This window comes from Rhodobacter sp. P2_H5, assembly GCF_056403335.1.
This window is the reverse complement of record NZ_JBFUFS010000002.1, coordinates 174,782-193,429: the sequence shown is the minus strand read 5'-3', so window position 1 is coordinate 193,429 and position 18,648 is coordinate 174,782. Positions and strand designations below refer to the sequence as shown.

General features: G+C 64.4%; 17 protein-coding genes. 16 read left to right on the top strand and 1 reads right to left on the bottom strand.

From position 1 onward, the window contains the following. Positions 1-38 precede the first annotated feature (38 nt). Entirely contained in the window at positions 39-1,604 is a 1,566-nt protein-coding gene (locus AC1DVR_RS03095) for a hypothetical protein (RefSeq protein WP_477999056.1), read from the bottom strand. Positions 1,605-1,868: 264 nt separating this feature from the next. On the opposite strand from AC1DVR_RS03095, the gene AC1DVR_RS03090 reads away from it, so the two are divergent. The 16 genes from AC1DVR_RS03090 to AC1DVR_RS03015 all read left to right on the top strand — a co-directional run bounded on the left by AC1DVR_RS03090 (position 1,869) and on the right by AC1DVR_RS03015 (position 18,638). Continuing rightward, entirely contained in the window at positions 1,869-2,126 is a 258-nt protein-coding gene (locus AC1DVR_RS03090; protein ID WP_477999055.1) for a hypothetical protein, read from the top strand. Beyond that, positions 2,126-2,491 carry a response regulator gene (locus AC1DVR_RS03085; protein WP_477999054.1) on the top strand — a complete coding sequence of 122 codons (366 nt, stop codon included), beginning with the start codon at positions 2,126-2,128 and terminating at the stop codon, positions 2,489-2,491. Before AC1DVR_RS03090 ends, AC1DVR_RS03085 begins: the two co-directional genes overlap by 1 nt. Before the next feature lie 3 nt (positions 2,492-2,494). Beyond that, on the top strand, positions 2,495-4,474 hold the full coding sequence (locus tag AC1DVR_RS03080; protein ID WP_477999053.1) for a chemotaxis protein CheA: 1,980 nt from the start codon (positions 2,495-2,497) through the stop codon (positions 4,472-4,474). A 13-nt stretch (positions 4,475-4,487) separates the two neighbouring features. Continuing rightward, entirely contained in the window at positions 4,488-5,006 is a 519-nt protein-coding gene (locus tag AC1DVR_RS03075; protein ID WP_477999052.1) for a chemotaxis protein CheW, read from the top strand. Positions 5,007-5,036: 30 nt separating this feature from the next. Next, entirely contained in the window at positions 5,037-7,247 is a 2,211-nt protein-coding gene (locus AC1DVR_RS03070) for a HAMP domain-containing methyl-accepting chemotaxis protein (RefSeq protein WP_477999051.1), read from the top strand. Positions 7,248-7,317: 70 nt separating this feature from the next. Then, positions 7,318-7,863 carry a chemotaxis protein CheW gene (locus AC1DVR_RS03065; protein ID WP_477999050.1) on the top strand — a complete coding sequence of 182 codons (546 nt, stop codon included), beginning with the start codon at positions 7,318-7,320 and terminating at the stop codon, positions 7,861-7,863. A gap of 3 nt (positions 7,864-7,866) precedes the next feature. Continuing rightward, entirely contained in the window at positions 7,867-8,781 is a 915-nt protein-coding gene (locus AC1DVR_RS03060; protein WP_477999049.1) for a CheR family methyltransferase, read from the top strand. Continuing rightward, positions 8,771-9,874, top strand: coding sequence for a protein-glutamate methylesterase/protein-glutamine glutaminase (locus tag AC1DVR_RS03055; RefSeq protein ID WP_477999048.1), 1,104 nt, complete (start codon positions 8,771-8,773; stop codon positions 9,872-9,874). The genes AC1DVR_RS03060 and AC1DVR_RS03055 overlap by 11 nt, the downstream gene beginning before the upstream one ends. Before the next feature lie 356 nt (positions 9,875-10,230). Next, positions 10,231-11,796, top strand: a complete 1,566-nt coding sequence (locus AC1DVR_RS03050) for a sugar ABC transporter ATP-binding protein (protein ID WP_477999047.1) — start codon at positions 10,231-10,233, stop codon at positions 11,794-11,796. Next, a complete protein-coding gene (locus AC1DVR_RS03045; RefSeq protein WP_477999046.1) occupies positions 11,793-12,782 on the top strand; it encodes an ABC transporter permease in 990 nt (329 codons plus the stop codon). The genes AC1DVR_RS03050 and AC1DVR_RS03045 overlap by 4 nt, the downstream gene beginning before the upstream one ends. Further along, positions 12,779-13,798, top strand: coding sequence for an ABC transporter permease (locus AC1DVR_RS03040; protein WP_477999045.1), 1,020 nt, complete (start codon positions 12,779-12,781; stop codon positions 13,796-13,798). Before AC1DVR_RS03045 ends, AC1DVR_RS03040 begins: the two co-directional genes overlap by 4 nt. A gap of 44 nt (positions 13,799-13,842) precedes the next feature. Next, positions 13,843-15,060 (top strand): sugar ABC transporter substrate-binding protein, encoded by a 1,218-nt coding sequence (locus AC1DVR_RS03035; RefSeq protein ID WP_477999044.1) that lies wholly within the window; start codon positions 13,843-13,845, stop codon positions 15,058-15,060. A gap of 130 nt (positions 15,061-15,190) precedes the next feature. Further along, a complete protein-coding gene (locus AC1DVR_RS03030; RefSeq protein ID WP_477999043.1) occupies positions 15,191-16,237 on the top strand; it encodes a LacI family DNA-binding transcriptional regulator in 1,047 nt (348 codons plus the stop codon). Further along, positions 16,234-16,791, top strand: coding sequence for a hypothetical protein (locus tag AC1DVR_RS03025; RefSeq protein WP_477999042.1), 558 nt, complete (start codon positions 16,234-16,236; stop codon positions 16,789-16,791). Before AC1DVR_RS03030 ends, AC1DVR_RS03025 begins: the two co-directional genes overlap by 4 nt. Positions 16,792-16,809: 18 nt before the next feature. Next, positions 16,810-17,697, top strand: a complete 888-nt coding sequence (locus AC1DVR_RS03020) for an N-acyl homoserine lactonase family protein (protein ID WP_477999041.1) — start codon at positions 16,810-16,812, stop codon at positions 17,695-17,697. Further along, positions 17,697-18,638 (top strand): 3-hydroxyacyl-CoA dehydrogenase, encoded by a 942-nt coding sequence (locus tag AC1DVR_RS03015; protein WP_477999040.1) that lies wholly within the window; start codon positions 17,697-17,699, stop codon positions 18,636-18,638. The genes AC1DVR_RS03020 and AC1DVR_RS03015 overlap by 1 nt, the downstream gene beginning before the upstream one ends. Positions 18,639-18,648: the final 10 nt, after the last annotated feature.

Genomic DNA, 18,648 nt, shown 5'->3' with positions numbered 1-18,648 from the left:
TTTCAACGGCCCGCAGCGGCGGCCTTGGCAAGATCGCCTCAGAAGAAAATATCGTCCAACTCCGGTTGCTTGATCGGTTCCGGCGCCAAGATTTCGCGCCCGATCAGCCGGTCGTGGGTGTCGCGCTCGGCCTGAATCGTATAGGTGTCGTAGACCGGCGTCATATCCGGCCAGACTTTTGGCGCCACGAGCCCGGCCGAAAGCCGCGCGCTGAAGGCCGACAGGGACTGAACGATCCCCTTCAGGCTTTCCGCGGTGCGCTGACACTCCTCCAGCAGGATCTGCGAGCGCTCGCCCAATCCCGACACCTCCGCCAAAGTCGATGACAGCCGCGAGGCCAGGTCTTGGGACGCGGTCAGCCCGTTCCGGCAAGCCTCAAAAGCGGCCGAGAATCGGGTGACGCAATCGACCAGAAGATCAAGCATCTCGGCATTTTGCAGGTTCGCCACCGTCTCAAGGCCAGCCGACGACTTGGACAAGACATCGCGGCAGGTGCTGGCCCCCTCTGTCACCGCGCCCGACAGAAAGGCCATCGCGGCCCGGGCGCGATCCTCGCGCGAGGCGCGGATGCGCGCGTTGATCGCCGCAAGGTCCATCACGCCACTCATCTCGACCAGCCTTGCGAAGCTTTCGTTGCACAGCTCGATCTCGGCCAGCACCAGCCGCGAGGAGGCGACCGATTTGGCGATGACCGGCAAAGCTTCGTCCCGTGAGGTCATGACGGATTGGAAGATGCCTTGCAGTTCGGCATTGATGCCGGCCCCCAGCTTGACCTGTTCGGAAAAATTGCGCGTAAAATTCTCCACCGTGCCGGATTGGGTCCGCAGGGCTGACTCGATGTCGCGCACGGTCTCACGGCCATCCTCGGCGAGGTCGGACAGCTGGCGGGCGGCCAGGAGAAGAACGGCAGGCCCATATTCCTCCTCCCGGCCCAGCATTTGCGCCACATGGTCAAGACGTTGCGCAAAGAAATCCGAATATTGAAAGCCACGCACCAGGACTTTGGTTTGCGCCTGACTTTGGCTCAGGAAGGCATTACCGATACTCCCCATTTCCTCACGCGCTCGGGCCGCCTGGCGCAGGATGCTGGCCGTCGAATCCGACTGGCCCAACAATTGATCGCGCGCCACGCCGAGCGAATTCAATCCGACCTTTGCGGTCCGAACCGCATCAAGAACCACTGTGTCCACCTTGGAAAGACGCGACAGCAGAGTATCAACGGCGGCGCGGATCTGAACCGGAACCGCGCGCAGCTCTTCAATAAACCCATCCATCGACGTGGTATTGGAGGTCGCATTGACCGCCGTCAGGGTGGCCACGACCCGAAACCGAATGCCGATCTTGTAAATATCCTCCAGATCACCGCGCACTCGGCCAAAATTCTCGCGCAAGGCGGTTGATTCGGCGCGCCCAAGCCAGGTTTCAAGGTAGCGGCACAGCTCCTCGATCACCGCGCCGAGCGCGCCCAGCTGCCCCGAGGCACCATCCGCGCCGTTCAGGTCCAGAAGCGTGCGGCAAAGCTGCGCAACCTGATCGTTCGACGCGCAAAGTGTTGAAATCCTGTCCGAAAATTCGGACATGGCTTCGACGCCATCAGCTTGCATCCGGATGGATTCTGACTGCCAAGACAATTTGCACCCCGCTCGCTCTTCGTGCCTTTGCCTCAGGGGGCAGGTCACTCCAAACCGCGAATATGTCCGATCTTCTTGAATATAAACTTAAGCGGGAAGTTCAAATTCTACGGATTAATTTCACGATATTAACAGGTTTGGAAGGGAATGTTCCTAGTCTCACTGTCGACATCTGCGGCAATTGCGAACGGGAGGCCTCTCTTGCAAACTGAACCAATCCTTTTCATCAAATCCGAATTGGACCTTCAGAGCGCCGCGGCAGCCTGCACGGCCTGCGCCGATCAGATCGCGGCAACGACACCGCTCCTGGTCGAGTTTGACAAGCCGAACGCGACCATTTTCGCTTTGCAGGTCGCGATCTCCTGCAAGAACAGCCTGCAAGACCAGGATGGCTTTCTTGGCTTCGGCCCGATCGCGACGCGAGAGCTGGGCCAGCTTCTGAAAGAGACGATTCACAATCCGGGCGCGACCATGCCAGTCAGGGAAACCGTATAATGGCCAAGACAATTCTGACGATTGATGACAGCAAGGCCATCCGCGACATGGTGGGCCTGACCCTGCGCGGGGCGGGATACCGCGTCATCGAGGCGGCCAATGGCGCCGAAGGCATCGCGCAACTGCGCGCCGATGCGGTCTCTCTGGTGATCGTCGACCTGAACATGCCGGTGATGAACGGGCTCGACTTCATCCGCAACGCGCGGCGCGACCCCAAGGGCGGCGGCGTGCCCATCGTCATGCTGACCACCGAAACCAAGGCCGACCTCAAGGCAGAGGGCAAGTCTGCCGGGGCGACGGGCTGGCTCAACAAACCCTTTGACGCTGACATGCTGCTGGCGGTCACGAAGAAGCTGGTGGGCTGACAGATGGTGGACCTCAACCCCGCTGTGGAAGCCTATGTCCTTGAATCGCAAGATATCCTGGAAGGGCTGGAAAGCGCCCTTCTCGACCTGGAACAGCACCCCGACCCCGAAATGATCGACGCGGTTTTCCGCGGCCTGCACACGCTGAAAGGCGGCGGGGCGATGTTCGGCTTCCGGCTGATGTCGAGCTTCATCCATCACTTCGAAGATGCCTTTGATCGGATCAGGGCGGGAGATCTGGCCGTCGACAAGGCGCTGATCAACGTCGTCCTGCGCGCCCGCGACCAGATGATGGCGATGCTGGAGTGCGGCGGTGACACGCCCGCGGCGGAGGCGCTGGTCAAATCGTCAGCGATTGCCGAACTCTTGAGCGAACTTGAGGCCTGTCTCGATGCGGGGGCGGCCGTGCCGACTGCGCCAGAGACGCAGCGCCGATGGCAGATCACCTTCCGGCCCGCCCCCAACGCGCTGCACAACGGCATGCGTCCCGAACGGCTGATCGAAGAATTGCTGGCCCTTGGCACGGGGCGCGCGCAGATCGACGCCAGCGATGTCCCGGCCCTTGATGCCTTCGATCCCTCCATGTCCTACCTGACCTGGCATGTCGATCTTGCGACGAGCCAGCCGCGCGCGGCGCTGGAAGCCGTGTTCATCTTCGCCGATGATGCGGAGCTGGATATCCGCGAAATGGATGCGCCCGCGCAGAACGGCGTCACCACGGCGCCGGCAGAGGTGGCGAAGCCCGCCGGCACCAGATCCGCAGGGGCGAAACCCGCAGATATGCCGGCGGCGCAAAAGGCCGATGCTGCGAGCGACAGCGTGCGCGTCTCCTCCGGAAAACTGGACGAGATCCTTGACCAGCTGGGCGAACTGGTCATCGCGCAGGCCCGGCTCCGCCAGATCTCGGATTGCATCGATGCGCCTGCGCTCGAAGGACTGGTGGAGGAGGTGGAGCGCCTCGTCACCGGTCTGCGCGACGCGACACTTTCGGTGCGAATGCTGCCGATCGAGATGGTGTTCGGCAAATTCCGCCGGGTCGTGCGGGATCTGTCGACCGAACTGGGCAAGGAGGTCGAACTGGAAACGCTCGGTGGCGACACCGAGATCGACAAGAACGTGCTGGACCGGTTGAGCGAACCCCTGGTCCACATGATCCGAAATTCGATGGACCACGGCATCGAGGCGGCCTCTGCGCGCGAAGCTGCGGGCAAGTCAGCGCAGGGCCGCCTGCGGCTCTCGGCGCGACAGGAGGCTGGCGAGATTCTGATCTCGATCGAGGATGACGGCAAAGGGCTGGATGCGGCGGCGATCCGGGTGAAGGCAGTCGAACGCGGTCTGATCGGGGCCGAGCAGGATCTGAGCGCGGCCGAATTGCACAAGCTGATCTTTGCGCCAGGATTTTCGACCGCTGCCACCGTGTCCTCGGTCTCGGGACGCGGGGTGGGCATGGATGCCGTGCTGACCACCGTCACGGCGCTGCGCGGTTCGGTCGATGTGCAATCCTGGCCGGGACAGGGCACGCGGGTCACACTGCGCCTGCCGCTGACGCTGGCGATCATCGATGGGCTGTTGGTCCGGCTGGGTACCTCGCGCTACGTCATTCCGCTCGCCTCGGTCGAGGAATGCGTGGAGTTCGACGCGGTGGAACGCAGTCGTGACAGCGGCCGCACCATGCTGCAAATCCGCGAAAGACTGGTGCCCTTCATCGACCTGATCGACGCCTTCGATGCCAGCCCCAGCACCGAAACTCGGCGGCGCGTCGTGATCGTCAAGGCGGATGGCGCCCGGCTCGGCCTGGTCGTCGACGATATTCTTGGACAAAATCAGACAGTTATAAAGCCATTGGGGCCCTATCATGACCGGGTCGAAGGCTTTGCCGGGGCCACGATCCTTGGCGATGGCTCGGTCGCCTTGATCACCGATGTCAACCGTCTGGCCCGAATGGCGGGTGCCGCCAAGGACCAGACCCGCCACGCAGCATAGGAAGGGCGAACCCTTGAACAGCAGTCCCCTGCCCGGCGCGACCTCAGAGGCGCCTGCCACGGCCATCCTGGCCGAAGGTGCCGAAATGGCCTTGATCATGCGCCTCTCGGGCGAGGCCTTCGGCATCCCGGTGCGGATCGTCAACGAGATCATCGACCCGATCCAGATCACCCGCGTGCCCAATGCCCCCGCCTTCGCACCGGGGCTGATCAACGTGCGCGGCGCCGTCGTTCCGGTGCTGGATCTGCGCCACCGGCTGCGCATGCAGCCCTCCCCGGCGCAACCCACCGCCAGGATCGTGGTGATCGAAACCACGCTGAATGCCGAACCGGTGCGCCTGGCGATCATGGCCGACGCGGTGGAAGAGGTGGTCGATGTCGATCTGGGCAAGCTGGAGCCCGTGCCCGACCTCGGCGCCCCTTGGCCCGACATCTATGTCTTGGGCGTCCTGCGCTATCCGAAGGGCCTCGTCGTCGTGCTGAACGGTGACACCCTGTTTCGACCCGAGCCCACGCCCATTGGCATGAACTGACCTCAACGATCTTTCGCAAGGACCGCAAACATGCGCCTTACCATCAAGACCAAACTCGCTGCCACTTTCGTGGCCATTCTGGCACTGCTGTCGGGGCTGGCCTATATTTCCGTCACGGCGCTGTCCGCCGAGAACGAGCAGATGCAGAAGCTGGTGCATCAATCGGCCGAAAGTGTGCGGATCGCCGGCGAACTGCAACTGTCGCTGATTTCGATTGAAAGCCTGACGAAGAGCCATATCGACTCCACCTCCGACGCAGACATGACCACGGTCGAGGATGCAATAAAGGCGGCGCAGCAGGACCTGGATACGGATATGGCCGATCTGCGCGCCGTGGCAGATGACAAGACCGACGATGCCCTGACGCAGATGGCCCCCCTGACCGTCAAACTGCGCGACATCCTCTCGCGGATCCTCGATATCTCGCGCTCCAACACCGACCGGAAGGCCGCGGATCTGTCGACCGGCGACGGGCGCCGCCTGCGGATCGAGATGGAGAAGCTGGTGGATCAGGTGCGCACCGACGCCGTGCAGTCCGGCCTGGTGCCGATGCTCGACTTCGAGGCGGCGATGGACCAGTTCGAGAGGGCGGAATACAAGGCCCTGATCAGCGAAAAGAACGCGATCATCTCGGATGAAGAGAGCGAGATCGCAACCGAACTTGCCGCCGCCAATGCCAGCCTCAAGACGGCGGATGAGGGACTTGCAAAGCTCAAGAGCCTGACTGGTCTTGGGACCAACCCCAACGTCGATGCCCTGCTTGCCAGTTTCAAGCAATGGGCTGACGTGATGCGCAAGGTGCTTGATCTTGCCGCGCAAATGTCCAGCGTCAGGGCTGCGGACCTGCTGAACGGCGATTTTGCCGCCGAGCAGACCAAGCTGCGCGATCTGGCCACCAAGATCGTGACGATGGACCGCGACGCGATGTCCCTCGATGTGGCCAATGCACAAGCCGAATATGACACCAAGCGCAGCCTTTTGCTGGCCATGGCCGGGCTGGCCCTTCTCGGCGGCGCGCTGGCGGCGATCTGGCTGTCCGTCTCGATCAGCCGGGGGCTTGGTCGGGCGGTGGATGTCGCCCGCAAGGTCGCGATCGGCGATCTGTGGTCTGACACGACCACCAGTGCCAAGGATGAAATCGGCGATCTTCTGGGTGCGATGGGCGAGATGAGCGTCTCGCTGCGCGAGATGACCACGGTGGCCGAACGGATCAGCAAAGGCGATCTGACGGTCACCACCGAACGCCGCTCGCAGGATGACTCGCTCGGGATCGCCCTTGAGGTCATGGTCGCCAAGCTGCGGTCCGTGGTCTCTGACATGAATGTGGCCTCCAATGCGGTGGCCAGCGGCGCACATGCGATGAATGCAACGGCGGATCAGCTGTCTTCTGGGGCGACCGAACAGGCGGCGGCGGCCGAACAGGCCTCCAGCGCGATGGAAGAGATGACGGCGAATATCCGGCAAAGCGCGGACAATGCGGCCCAAACCGAGAAGATCGCGACCCAGTCCGCGCAACAGGCTATCGACAGCGGCAAGGCCGTGGATGAGGCGATGGCCGCGATGAAGACGATCGCCGACAAGATCACCATCATCCAGGAAATCGCCCGCCAGACCGACCTTCTGGCCCTGAATGCGGCGGTCGAGGCGGCACGCGCCGGGCAGCACGGCAAGGGCTTCGCCGTCGTGGCCTCGGAGGTGCGAAAACTGGCCGAGCGCAGCCAGCAAGCCGCCGGTGAAATCAACGCCCTTTCCGGCAAGACGGTCGAGGTCAGCCAGAAAGCCGGCGAGATGTTGCAGGTTCTGGTGCCCAACATCCGGCGCACCGCCGATCTGGTGCAGGAAATCTCCACCGCGATGCGCGAGCAGAACACCGGGGCGGATCAGATCAACCAGGCGATCCGGCAGCTCGACTCGGTCATTCAAAGCAATGCCTCTGCGGCCACCGAAGCCGCCTCGGTCTCCGAAGAGCTCGCCTCGCAATCCGAGTCGCTGCATGGGGTGATCGGCTTCTTCGATCTTGGCGCCGAGGCCGAACGCGCCGCCCAACGCCCGGCCGGCAAAGCGGTCCACCGTCCGGCCGCGCCCGGCAGAACGGCACGCTCCGGCGGCTCGGTGACGCCCCTGAAGCCGAAAGCTGCGGAAATACCGGTCTCCTCCACAGCACGGCGCACGGGGACCAATGGGATTCTTGTGGATCTTGGGCCGGACTCGGTCTCGGACCAGGACTTCGAACGTTACTGAAGGCTAAGTCTCCGGCGGGGGGCCCTGATCGGCGCCCCGCTCATTCCCCCGAAAACCTTGAGGTGTCCTGATGGCCCTGGCCAAAGTAACCGCCGCGACGCCCTCTGCCGCATTCATGGGTTTTGTTGAACCAAGTGAGTCAGAGGTGGCGCATGCCAACCAGACCGCGACCTATGTCACCTTCGACATGGGGGCGCAGACCCTTGCGACCGATGTCCGCGACGTGCGTGAGATCCTTGACATGCAGCCGGTCGCCCCCCTGCCCAATGCCGCGATGGAGCTTCTGGGCATGATTGATGTGCGCGGCGAGGGTCTGGCCGTTCTGGATCTGCAAAGCAAACTGGGCCTCGGGTCCAACCCGGAATCGCCGGACCGCCGCATCATCATTCTGGAAATCGGCGGGGCGGCGAAGTCGGCCATCGGGATCATCGCCGACCGGGTGCGCAACGTGACCGAAATTCCGCCCCAGCGGATCGAAGCGGCGCCGACCGCCCTTGGCACGTGGAACTCCTCGGTCCTGGAAGGGGTGGCGCGGCTGGATGGTCGCCTGGTCTTCGTACTTTCCTTCAGCAAACTGCTGTCGGACGACCTGCGCGGCCCTTTTGATTTCGAGTGATGCATGCGCAATTCAGCAAATCGCGCCATCGTGGACCTGCTGGTCGGCACCGGCGATCCCGCCGCGACGATCGCCCCGCGCGATGCGGCCTTGATCGTGGAAACGGTCAAGCGTCTGTCGGGCATCAACGTGGATTCCAACAACCTTGGTTTCCTGGCCTTGCGGGTCAACCGCCGCCTGCGCGAACTCGGCCTGTCCGGGGTTGGCGACTATATCCGGCGTCTGCAAGGCGATCAGGGGGGCCGGGAAGCGCAACATCTGGTGGAGGCGCTGGCCACCCATACCACCGATTTCTTCCGCGAAGCCGGGCACTACGAATTTCTGCGCACCGTAGGCCTGGCGGAACTGGTGAAACTCGGCGCCGGCAAGGAATGGCCCCTGATCGTCTGGTCCGCCGCCTGTTCGATCGGATCAGAGCTGTGGACCGCCGGCATCGTCCTCGACAAGTATAGCCAGAGTTTTCCCGGCGGTTTGCGCTGGGGATTGCACGGCACCGACGTCTCGCGCCGGGTTCTGGTGCGCGCGGCCAACGCGGTTTTTGCCAAGACCGAACTTTCCGGCCTCAACGATGACCTGCGGCGCATCTATCTTTTGCGGTCAAAGCCCGGAGCCGCCATCGGTGCACTTGAGCCGGTGTTCCGCATCGTACCCGACCTGCGGCGCAAGGCCGTATTCGAATGGGCGAACCTGGTCGATCTCTCGCCCAACTTCGCCGTGACCGCAGATGTGGTGTTTCTGCGTAACGTGCTGATCTATTTCGAAACCAAGGACAAGATCGCTGCGATCAACAACGTGCTGCGCCACATTCGCCCCGGCGGCTATCTGATCACCGGCCATGCCGAGGCCATCTCCCCCCTGCCCGCCGCGCTGACGCAAGTCGCCCCCTCAGTTTACCGAAAGTCCAGTCATGCTGCATGACCCCAGAAGCCCTGTCCTGCGCAAGAAATCCCGTGTCCTGATCGTGGATGACAGCGCGGTCGTCCGCCAAAGCCTGACCGAAATCATCAATTCCGACCCCGGGCTGGAGGTGATGGCGGCCGCAATGGACCCTTTCGTGGCCGCCGAAAAGATGCGCCAGGAACGACCCGATGTCATTGTGCTGGATGTCGAAATGCCGCGGATGGATGGGCTGACCTTCCTGCGCAAGCTGATGGCGCAGCATCCGATTCCGGTGGTGATCTGCTCCTCCCTCGTCGCCGACAAATCCGCAACCTATATGGAGGCGATGGCGGCGGGCGCGGTCGATGTGATCTGCAAGCCGCAGATGGCGGTCAAATCCTTTCTGGATGAAAGCCACCGCGTCATCATCGAAACGATCAAGGCCGCCAGCAAGGCCCGGGTCTTCCTGCAACGCCACACCGCGGTTGAGGCCAAGCACAACGCCGATGTCATTCTGGCAGCCCCCGGCAATTCCGGCGCCATGACCCAGACCACCGAGAAGATCGTGGCCGTGGGCGCCTCGACCGGCGGGACCGAGGCCTTGCGGATCTTTCTGGAGGCGATGCCGCCGGACTCCCCCGCCATCGTGATCGTCCAGCACATGCCGGGCGCTTTCACCCGCGCCTTTGCCGACCGGCTGAACACCTCTTGCGCCATCAGCGTGTCGGAGGCGAAGCAGGGCGACCGGCTGCTGCGCGGCCACGCCCTCGTGGCACCGGGCAATCACCACCTGCTCGTGCAGCGCAGCGGGGCCAATTACATGGTCGACATCAAGGACGGCCCCCCCGTCTCGCGCCACAGGCCCTCGGTCGACGTGCTGTTCCGCTCGGTCGCCCGGGTGGCGGGGCGCAATGCGATCGGGGTCATCATGACCGGGATGGGCGATGACGGCGCGCGCGGCCTGAAGGAAATGCGCAATGCCAGCGCCCGCACCTTCGGCCAGAATGAGGAAAGCTGCGTCGTCTACGGCATGCCGAAAGAGGCGAAAGCCGCTGGCGCGGTCGAGGAGGAACTGCCGCTGGAACGCCTCGCCGGCGCGGTGATGCGGGTCAGCAAGATTGACCACCGCTAAGTCAACGGCGTTGCCCGCCAACGGTTAGATCGGACCGCAGATGCCAGATCGGCAGCCCGCGGCTGTCGGACGAATCGTACCCCAATGGCCGGGTGCAAGTCGGCGCCAGCAGATTGCCTGCGCCGCGCTCGCGCCGCAGGAGGCGTTTGCTTCGACGCGGCACGGGCCGGGCGACATCGCCGGGCGGATTTTCGCGCCAAGACATTGTAACAAAATGATATAATCTCAAGTCTCTCCTCGCCGCCGGCCCAGGACACAGAAAAAACTTGACGGAGGTTATCGGCCATGCCCAAATGAGAACGTTCTCAGGGAACGTTCTCATTTGGCGTAACCTGAGAAGGTGGGGGGAGACCACAATGATAGATGCCAGACAGGGCGCGGCGCAGGCCGTTCCCCTTCGGTGGGATATTGCGCTTTGCGCGACGGGCCTTCGCAAGACCTATGGCGCCACGGTCGCGCTTGAAAACGCTGACATTTCCCTGGCGGCCGGCAAGGTCCATGCCCTTCTGGGCGAAAACGGCGCGGGAAAATCGACCCTCGTGCGAATTCTGACCGGCGCGGTGTTACCCGATGTCGGACGGCTGCAATTGGGCGGCAGCGCCTACATGCCGCGGTCGCTGACCGAGGCGCGCGCGCTTGGCGTTGCCACCGCCTTTCAGGAATTGAGCCTGGTCCCCAATCTGTCGGTCGCGCAGAATCTGCTGCTGCCGGCGCTGCCGCGCGGCCCCGTCGGCCTGGTCTCGGCCCGGCGCGTGACTGAGGTTGCCACCGAAATCCTCGCCCGCCACGACCTCGGCCGCATTGATCCCCTGGCGCAGATCAGCGCGCTGCCCCTGGCCGAACGCCAGCGCATCGAGATCGTCCGCGCCATTGAAAAAGCCGGCCGTGTGCTGATCCTGGATGAGCCGACGGCCGCGCTGGCCGAGACCGACTGGCTGTTCGAACGGATCCGTCTGGCAACGGCGCGCGGGGTGGCGGTGCTTTACATCTCGCACCGGCTTGCCGAAGTGCGCCAGATCTGCGCCGACGCGACAGTGCTGCGCAACGGCAGTTCCATCGCGTCGGTCAGCCTGGAGCAGGCCTCGGACGAGGACATTTTCGAGATGATGGTGGGCCGCAGGGTCGACCACGCGGCCCGCAGCCGGGCTTCGACGGCAAACGCCACCGGGGTGGCCAGGCTGTCAGTCGCGGGATTGGGCGGGCGCGGCTTGGAAGACATCTCATTTGACCTGCGGCCGGGTGAGCTTTTGGGTCTGGCGGCGCTGGAGGGGCAAGGGCAGCGCGGCCTGTTTCGCATTCTGGCGGGCCTCGCCCTGCCCGAACGCGGGACGGTTGCCATCGACGGGCAGCCGGTGCGGCTGACCAGCCCGCGCCAGGCGCTGAAAGCCGGCAGCGGCATCGCCTACCTGCCGGAAGAGCGCAAGACCGAGGGCATTCTGGCCGGTCTGACAGCGGCCACCAACGTGGTTCTGCCGATCCTGCCCCAAGCCGCACGCGCCACGCTGATCGGCCCGCAGGCCGAGTTGCGCGCTGCCCTGCCCGCCGCCCGCAATGTCGAGATGAACCCGCGCTACCTGAGCTTTGCCATCGGCGATCTGTCCGGCGGCAACCAGCAAAAGGCGCTGGTGGCGCGCACTTTGGCGACCGGGGCGCGGACCCTGCTGCTGTTTGACCCGACACGGGGGGTGGACGTGGGCACCAAGCAATCCATCTACGCCGCGATGCGCGCCTTTGTGGCGGAGGGCGGATCGGTGCTGTTCTATTCCTCCGAACTGCCCGAGGTCGTGCAACTGGCCGACCGTTGCCTTGCGCTATACGGCGGGCGGATCTTCCGCGAATTCGCCGGCGACGCGATTTCCGAACAATCCCTGGTCACGGCGATCCACGGACGCGGCATGCCGGTCGAAGGGGTCTGCCCATGAGCCTTGCGCAGACTGAAAGCCTGAGAACCCCGGCCTGGCAGGCGGTTCTGGCTCGGCTGACCAAGGGGGCCGGGCTGATCCTCGGGATCTATCTGATCCTCTATGCGCTTTACGCCTACCAACAGCCAAGGGCGCTGACGACCGCGTCCTTCGCCTCTTTGATGAACAACACGGCGCCTTTGGCGCTGGCGGCGGCCGGGCAGGCGCTGGTGGTGATCAGCCGCGGATTCGACCTTTCGGTGGCGGGGATCATCTCGATCTGCAACGTCACGATGGCGGTCTATCCGATGGAGGGCCCGGGTGGCGCGGTGTTGTCGGTTCTGATGTGCATTGCCATCGGGCTGGCGGCGGGCGCGGTCAATGGGCTGTTAGTGGCGGTGCTGCGGCTGCAATCCATCGCGGCGACGTTGGCGACCATGATCATCTGTCAGGGCATTGCACTGGTGATCCTGAAGGCGCCGGGCGGCGCGGTGGCGAACTGGACCGCCGATCAGATGACCGACCGGCTGTGGAAGACCGTTCCAGTCTCGGGCCTTGTTGTGGTGGCGGTGGTGGGGGTCTGGCTCTTGATCCGCCGCACGAACTTTGGCCTGGCGCTTTATGCCATCGGCGCGGACGAGGCCTCGGCCCGGCTGTCGGGCATCAACACGGTGCGGGTCCGCTTCATCACCCATATGGTGGCGGGTGCGCTTTACGGCATCGCGGGCTTCATGCTGAGCGCGCAGACGGCGACGGGCAACCCCAATGCGGGCACGCCCCTGCTGATGCTGTCCTTTGCCGCCGTGGCCTTGGGCGGCACCTCGCTGTCGGGCGGGCGGGGCGGGGTTTTCGCCTCGGTCATGGGGGCGGCGCTGCTGATGCTGCTGCAGAAGGTGCTGTTCTCCTCCGGCGTGTCGTCCTTCTACACCGGCATGTTTCAGGGCGTGGCCTTGATCCTCGCCGTGGTGTTCAGCGGCCTTCTGACCCGGATCGGAGACCCCAAATGACCGAGCAGATGGGCCAGACCAAGGCGCAATTCGCCCAAGCGGGCGACACGCGGACCAGTGCCCGCGTCAGCCGCGAGACGATCAGCGCGGTGACGGTGGCGGTGCTTTGCGTGCTCCTGCTGCTCAGCGCGCGGTTCGTCAGCCCCGCCCTCGGTTCATGGTCGCAGGTTGAAACCGTTCTGGTGCTGGGGTTCTTTCTGGTGGTCCTGTCCTATGGGCAGGGTCTGGTGATCCTGTCGGGCGGGCTGGATCTGTCCTTGCCTTCGGTCATCACGCTGGGCGGCATTCTGGCCACCAGCTGGGTCGGCGCCAGCGACCCCGGCGCCTGGTATCTGCTGCCCGTGGTGCTGGTGATCTGCGGGCTGGTCGGGCTGGTATCGGGCTGCGGCGTCGTGTTCCTGAGGGTGCCGCCCTTCATCATGACCATGGCCATGTCGATCATCGTGGCCTCGGCGCTTCTGGGTTATACTAGCGGCACGCCGCGCGGCGCGGCGCCCTTTGCCGCGGTCGGGCTGATGAAGGCGCGCCTGATGGGCCTGCCGATGCCGGTGGTGGTTCTGGTGGGCTTCGTCCTTTTGGGGTGGCTCGTGCAGAGCCGCTCGATCTTTGGCCGCTACCTCTATGCCATCGGCACCAACCTGGAGGCCGCCCGCATCGCCGGCGTCCCCGTCACGGCGATGCAGATCCTGCCCTATGTGATTTCTGCCATGTGCGCCGGTTTCGTGGGCATCGCCTTGGTTGGTTATTCCAACGGGGCCACGTTGCGGATGGGGGATGACTTCCTGCTGCCGTCAATCGCGGCGGTGGTGATCGGCGGATCGTCCATCCTGGGCGGCAGCGGCACCTATCTGGGCACCGTCGGCGGGGCAATCCTGCTGACCACGCTGGGCACGATCATCTCTGCCCTCGGTCTCGAATTCGGCCTTCGCACGGTGATTGAAGGCTCAATCGTGCTTTTTGCGCTGCTTTTGCTGCGCGAGGAGCTGTTTCAGAAACTGCGGAACATCTGGCGCTGAGACAAGGCGCGCCGCAGCCAACCCTAACGGAGGAGGAGACGACAATGCACTTCAACTGGCTGAAGAATTCGGTCGCGACGGCTGCCTTGGCTGCGACCGGCCTGATCTGGGCGGCAGAGGCTCAGGCCAAGGATGGCGACAAGTTCAAGATCTACCTGAGCCTCAGCTATTCGGGCAACGCCTGGCAGTCCGAGGCGGCCAATATCGTCAAGGCGCTGGCCGCCACCGCCCCCTATGACAAGGAGGTCGAGCTGATCGAGAATATCTCGGGCACCGACCCGCAGGGCCAGATTTCGGCCTATGAAAGCATGATCGACGCCGGGGCCGATGCGATCATCAGCTTCCCGATCTCCTCCACCGCGCTGAACCGCACTATCAAGCAGGGCTGCGAGGCGGGTGTCTTGTTCTTCATGTATGACGCCACCGTGACCGAAAGCTGCGCCTACAACGTCAGCTACCTGTCCTCGGGCTTTGGCGAGAACACGGCGCAGGCCCTGGTCAATGAACTCGGCGGCAAAGGCAAGATCTTCCTGTCGCGCGGCGTGCCCGGCAACTCGGTCGACCAGCGCCATACCGATGGCGCGATGAGCATCTTCAAGCAGTACCCCGGCATCGAGGTCGTGGCCGAATACTATTCCTACTGGGATGACCGCACCACGCAGCAGGAAACCGCGAAGGCCCTGGCCGCCCACCCGGACGTGCAGGGCATCTGGGCCCAGGCCGGCGAATATGGCGCCATCCAGGCGCTCTTGGATGCAGGCCACCCGCTGGTGCCGATGACGGGCGAAAACTCCGCCGGCTTCCGGCTGGCCTTGGCCGATCCGGACATGCAGGCCAAGGGGCTGAAGGGCGTCTCCGCCGGTTCGCCGCCCGCGCAGGCCGGTTACGCCTTCAAACTCGCGATGGAAGTGCTGACCAAGAAGCGTGACCTGCCGCCGCACAACATCGAATACCCGCTGCCCTGGGTTCCGGCCGACAAGGTCAAGCTCTGCACCGGCGACAGCTATACCGACGGCTGCAACGTCTTCCCGCCGGCAAAGGTGCCGTCTTCCTTCGTCAGCGAGGTCCTGAACCCGGTTCTTCTGCCCGAGGTCAATGTCGAATCCGCGTTGAACGGCACGCCGGTGGCCGGGGCCACGATCCAGCCCCTGCCCGCCGATGTGCCCGCGGCCAGCAACCAGCCCGGCATCAACTGCGATCCCTGTGAAGCAGCCCCCGACATGTACAAGCTGACCAAAGTGGAAGCGACAGTGAAGCCGTAAGCTGCCCGCTGCGGCCCGGCTGATGCTCCCTCGGCCGGGCCGCAGCCCCTCGTTCGCATTGCCTAAATGCCGATCATGCGCATTATCGCGGCTTCCGACCCGTTCGGCCCGATGCAGCAGGAGAGACCCGATGGACCCGCAGAAACCCAATCCCAGAGCCCGCGTGACGGTCAAGGACCTTGCACGCGATCTGGGCATGTCGGTGTCCACCGTCTCGCGCGCCTTCTATCCCGATGCGGTGATCGCGCCGGAAACTCGCAAGTCCGTGCTGGAACATGCAGCCAGGATCGGCTACCGCCCCAATCCCTTTGCCCAAAGCCTGATCACCAAGAAGACCCAGATTGCCGGCATGGTCGTCTCTGATCTGACCAACCCTTTCTACCCCGAGGTCATGACGCGCCTGACCAGCCTGTTGCAGCAGGCCGGCATCAACCTGATGCTCGCCGCCGCCGAACAGCCCGAAAAGATCGACGAGGCGGTGGAACTTTTGCTGACCTATCAGCCCGACCTGATGATCGTCCTGGCCACCAATCTCGACTCCCATGCCCGCGAGAAATGCGAGGCGGCCGGCGCCCCGGTGATCTTCTTCAACCGGCTTTCGGCGGATGGTCTGGGCTTTGGCGTCTCCTGCGACAATGTCGAGGGCGGGCGCCGCGCGGCTGCGCATCTGATCGACCTCGGCCACCGCGAGCTGGCCTATGTCTCGGCCTTTCCCGGCGCCTCGACCAATGTCGAACGCCATCGCGGGTTTTACGAGGGTGCGGTGGCGCGCGGCCTGGCCCCGCCGCAGGTGATCGAGGCGGGAATGTTCTCCTACGAGGCCGGCTATACGGCGGGTCTTGGCCTGAACGCCCTGCCCCGGCGCCCGGATGGCGTGCTCTGCGCCAACGACATCGTGGCCATCGGCTTCATCGAGGCGCTGCAGGAGGGCCTTGGGATCAGCGTGCCGGGCGATGTTTCGGTCATCGGCTATGACAATATCGCGATGGCGGGCTGGCCTTCGCACCGCCTGACCACGGTCGCCCAACCGCTGGAGGAGATGATGGCCGCCACCGTGATCCTGGCCCGCGAACTGGCCGCCGAACGCCAGATCCCGCAACGCATTCAACGCATTCCGCCCGGCCCGCTGGTCGAACGCAGGACCGTCCGCGACCGCCGGCCAGGAGCGGGAAAATGACCAGCACCGACCTTTTCACCCGCCTCGCCGCGACCCACAAGCCGGATTGCCTTCTGTCCCTCGACGGCACGCCACCCGAAGCGGTGCCCGACCCCGAAGAATTGTCCCGCACCCTCGGCTCCGATGCGGTGGCCCTATATGCCCGCGCCTGCAAGCCGGTCTACGAGGATCTGCGCCGCGTGATCGGCCAACTTTCAGGCCTCCTGATCCTCGCCCGCCTGACCAAAAGGACCGAGATGGCCGACCTGCCCGAACTGGCCCAATGCCGCGCCCGCTGGCAGGACGCGGCGGAGCGGCTTGGCAGCCTGACGCCGCCCTCTGGCCTTCAGCGCCACAAGGTGCAACTCGACAGCGCGCTGGCTTTTTCTGACCTTGTCCTGAGAACGTTCCCGGAGCTGCGCCCCAGCGCCGATCCGACACAGAAACTCGACCTGATGACGGTGCAGATCAAGCGCGCCTATGCCCATCTGGAGGCCGCAAGCGCCCCGAAGGCCGGGCTGCACATGGTTGATTTCACACATGCCTGCTGCGCTTGCGCGCAGCCCAAGACTTGAACCGAAGGGGAGGAAACGATGGCGGATTATTCGATCTGGGTGCTGGAATACAGCTATGTCAGCCAGTACCACAAAAGCGGCGTTCTCTACGGCGCGCACAATCAGGGCTATGTGAAGCTGCCCTATTGCTATGTCGTGATCAAAGGCAAAGGCCATGTCGCCATGGTCGATGTCGGCTACAACGACAAGGCCTATGGCAAGACGCTCGGCGACCGCTTCGGGGTGGAAAACTGGCGGGACCCGAAGGTGGTTCTGGCCGAAGTGGGCCTGACGCCTGCGGATGTCGACACCTGCTTCATCAGCCATGCCCACTTTGACCATTTCGGCAATGTCGAGGATTTCCCCAAGGCGAAATTCTACATTCAGGAGCGCGAGATTTCCAAATGGGTCTGGGCCATGTCCCTGCCCGACCGGATGCGCTGGATGATGGTGGCGGTCGATCCCGGCGACATCGTGCGCGGTGTGGGTCTTGCGGCGGAAAAGCGGCTGGTGACGGTGGATGGCGCGATGGAGGACGTGCTGCCGGGCATCGACCTGCATGCCGCGCCCGACAGCCACACCTGGGGTTCGATGTGGGTGACCGTCCGCAATGACGGGCAAAAACCGTCGCAGGACACCTGGGTTCTGGCCGGCGACCTCGTCTATCAATTCTCCAACCTCAGCAATTCGGGCGCCGTGGTCGATGTGGAGACGATGTACACACCGGTCGGCCTCGCCGTCGGCAGCCAGACCAACCTGATCCTCGCCACCGAAGAGATGATGAGCCAGGTGGGTTACGAAGCCCGCCGGGTCATCCCGATCCACGAAGAGGGCCTGCGCGACGCCTTCCCCTCGCGGATCAGCAAGGAAGGGCTGCGCATCACCGAAATCTGCCTCGCCGACGGCGAGAAATCGCGGGTGGCGTGATGCAGGACAGGCGGCCGGTTGCCATCGTCGGGGCGGGGCTCGTCGGCTCGGGCTGGGCCCTGGTCTTTGCCCGTGCCGGTTACCGGGTGCAGGCCCATGACCCTTCGGCAGAGGTGCGCGCCCGCATCCTGCCCTGGGCGCGCGAAAGTCTGGCCGAGTTGCAAAGTGCCGGCCTGATCGAGGCACCGGAGGCGATCCTGGCCCGGATAACGGTGCATGACCGACTGGACGACGCCTTGTCCGGTGCCTTCTATGTGCAGGAATCGGTTTACGAGACCGTCGCCGCCAAGACGGAGGTCAGCCTGACGATTGATGCCGCGATGGCGGCGGATGCGGTGGTGGGGTCCTCCTCCTCGGGCATTCCGGCCTCGAAGTTCACCGAAGGCTGCGCCAACCGGGCGCAGTTCCTGATCGCCCACCCGGTCAACCCGCCGCATCTGGTGCCCGTGGTCGAGATCGTGCCCGCGCCCTGGACCGCACCCGCCGCGGTGGAGATGGTGGCCGGCCTGATGCGCGCGGTGGGTCAGGTGCCGGTGCGCCTGACGCGCGAAATTGACGGCTTTGTCCTCAACCGCTTGCAGGGCGTTCTCTTGAACGAGGCATGGGCGCTTTATCAGGACGGCATCGCCAGCCTCGCCGATATTGACGCCACCATCGCCCATGGCCTTGGCCTGCGCTGGTCCTTCATGGGGCCGTTCGAGACCATCGACCTCAACGCGCCAGGCGGCATCGACGACTACGCCGCCCGCCTGCGCGGCCTTTACGCCGGCATGGAGCGCGAGCCGCCGCCCGGCCCCTGGCCCGATGCGGTGATCGCGAAGGCCACCGAAGATCGCCGGGCCGTCTTGCCCAAGGAAGACCTCGCCAAACGCAGGGCCTGGCGCGATACGATGCTGGGCCGGCTCGCGGCCTTCAAGAAATCAAACGATCTGGCAGGCTGACCCGCCTGTC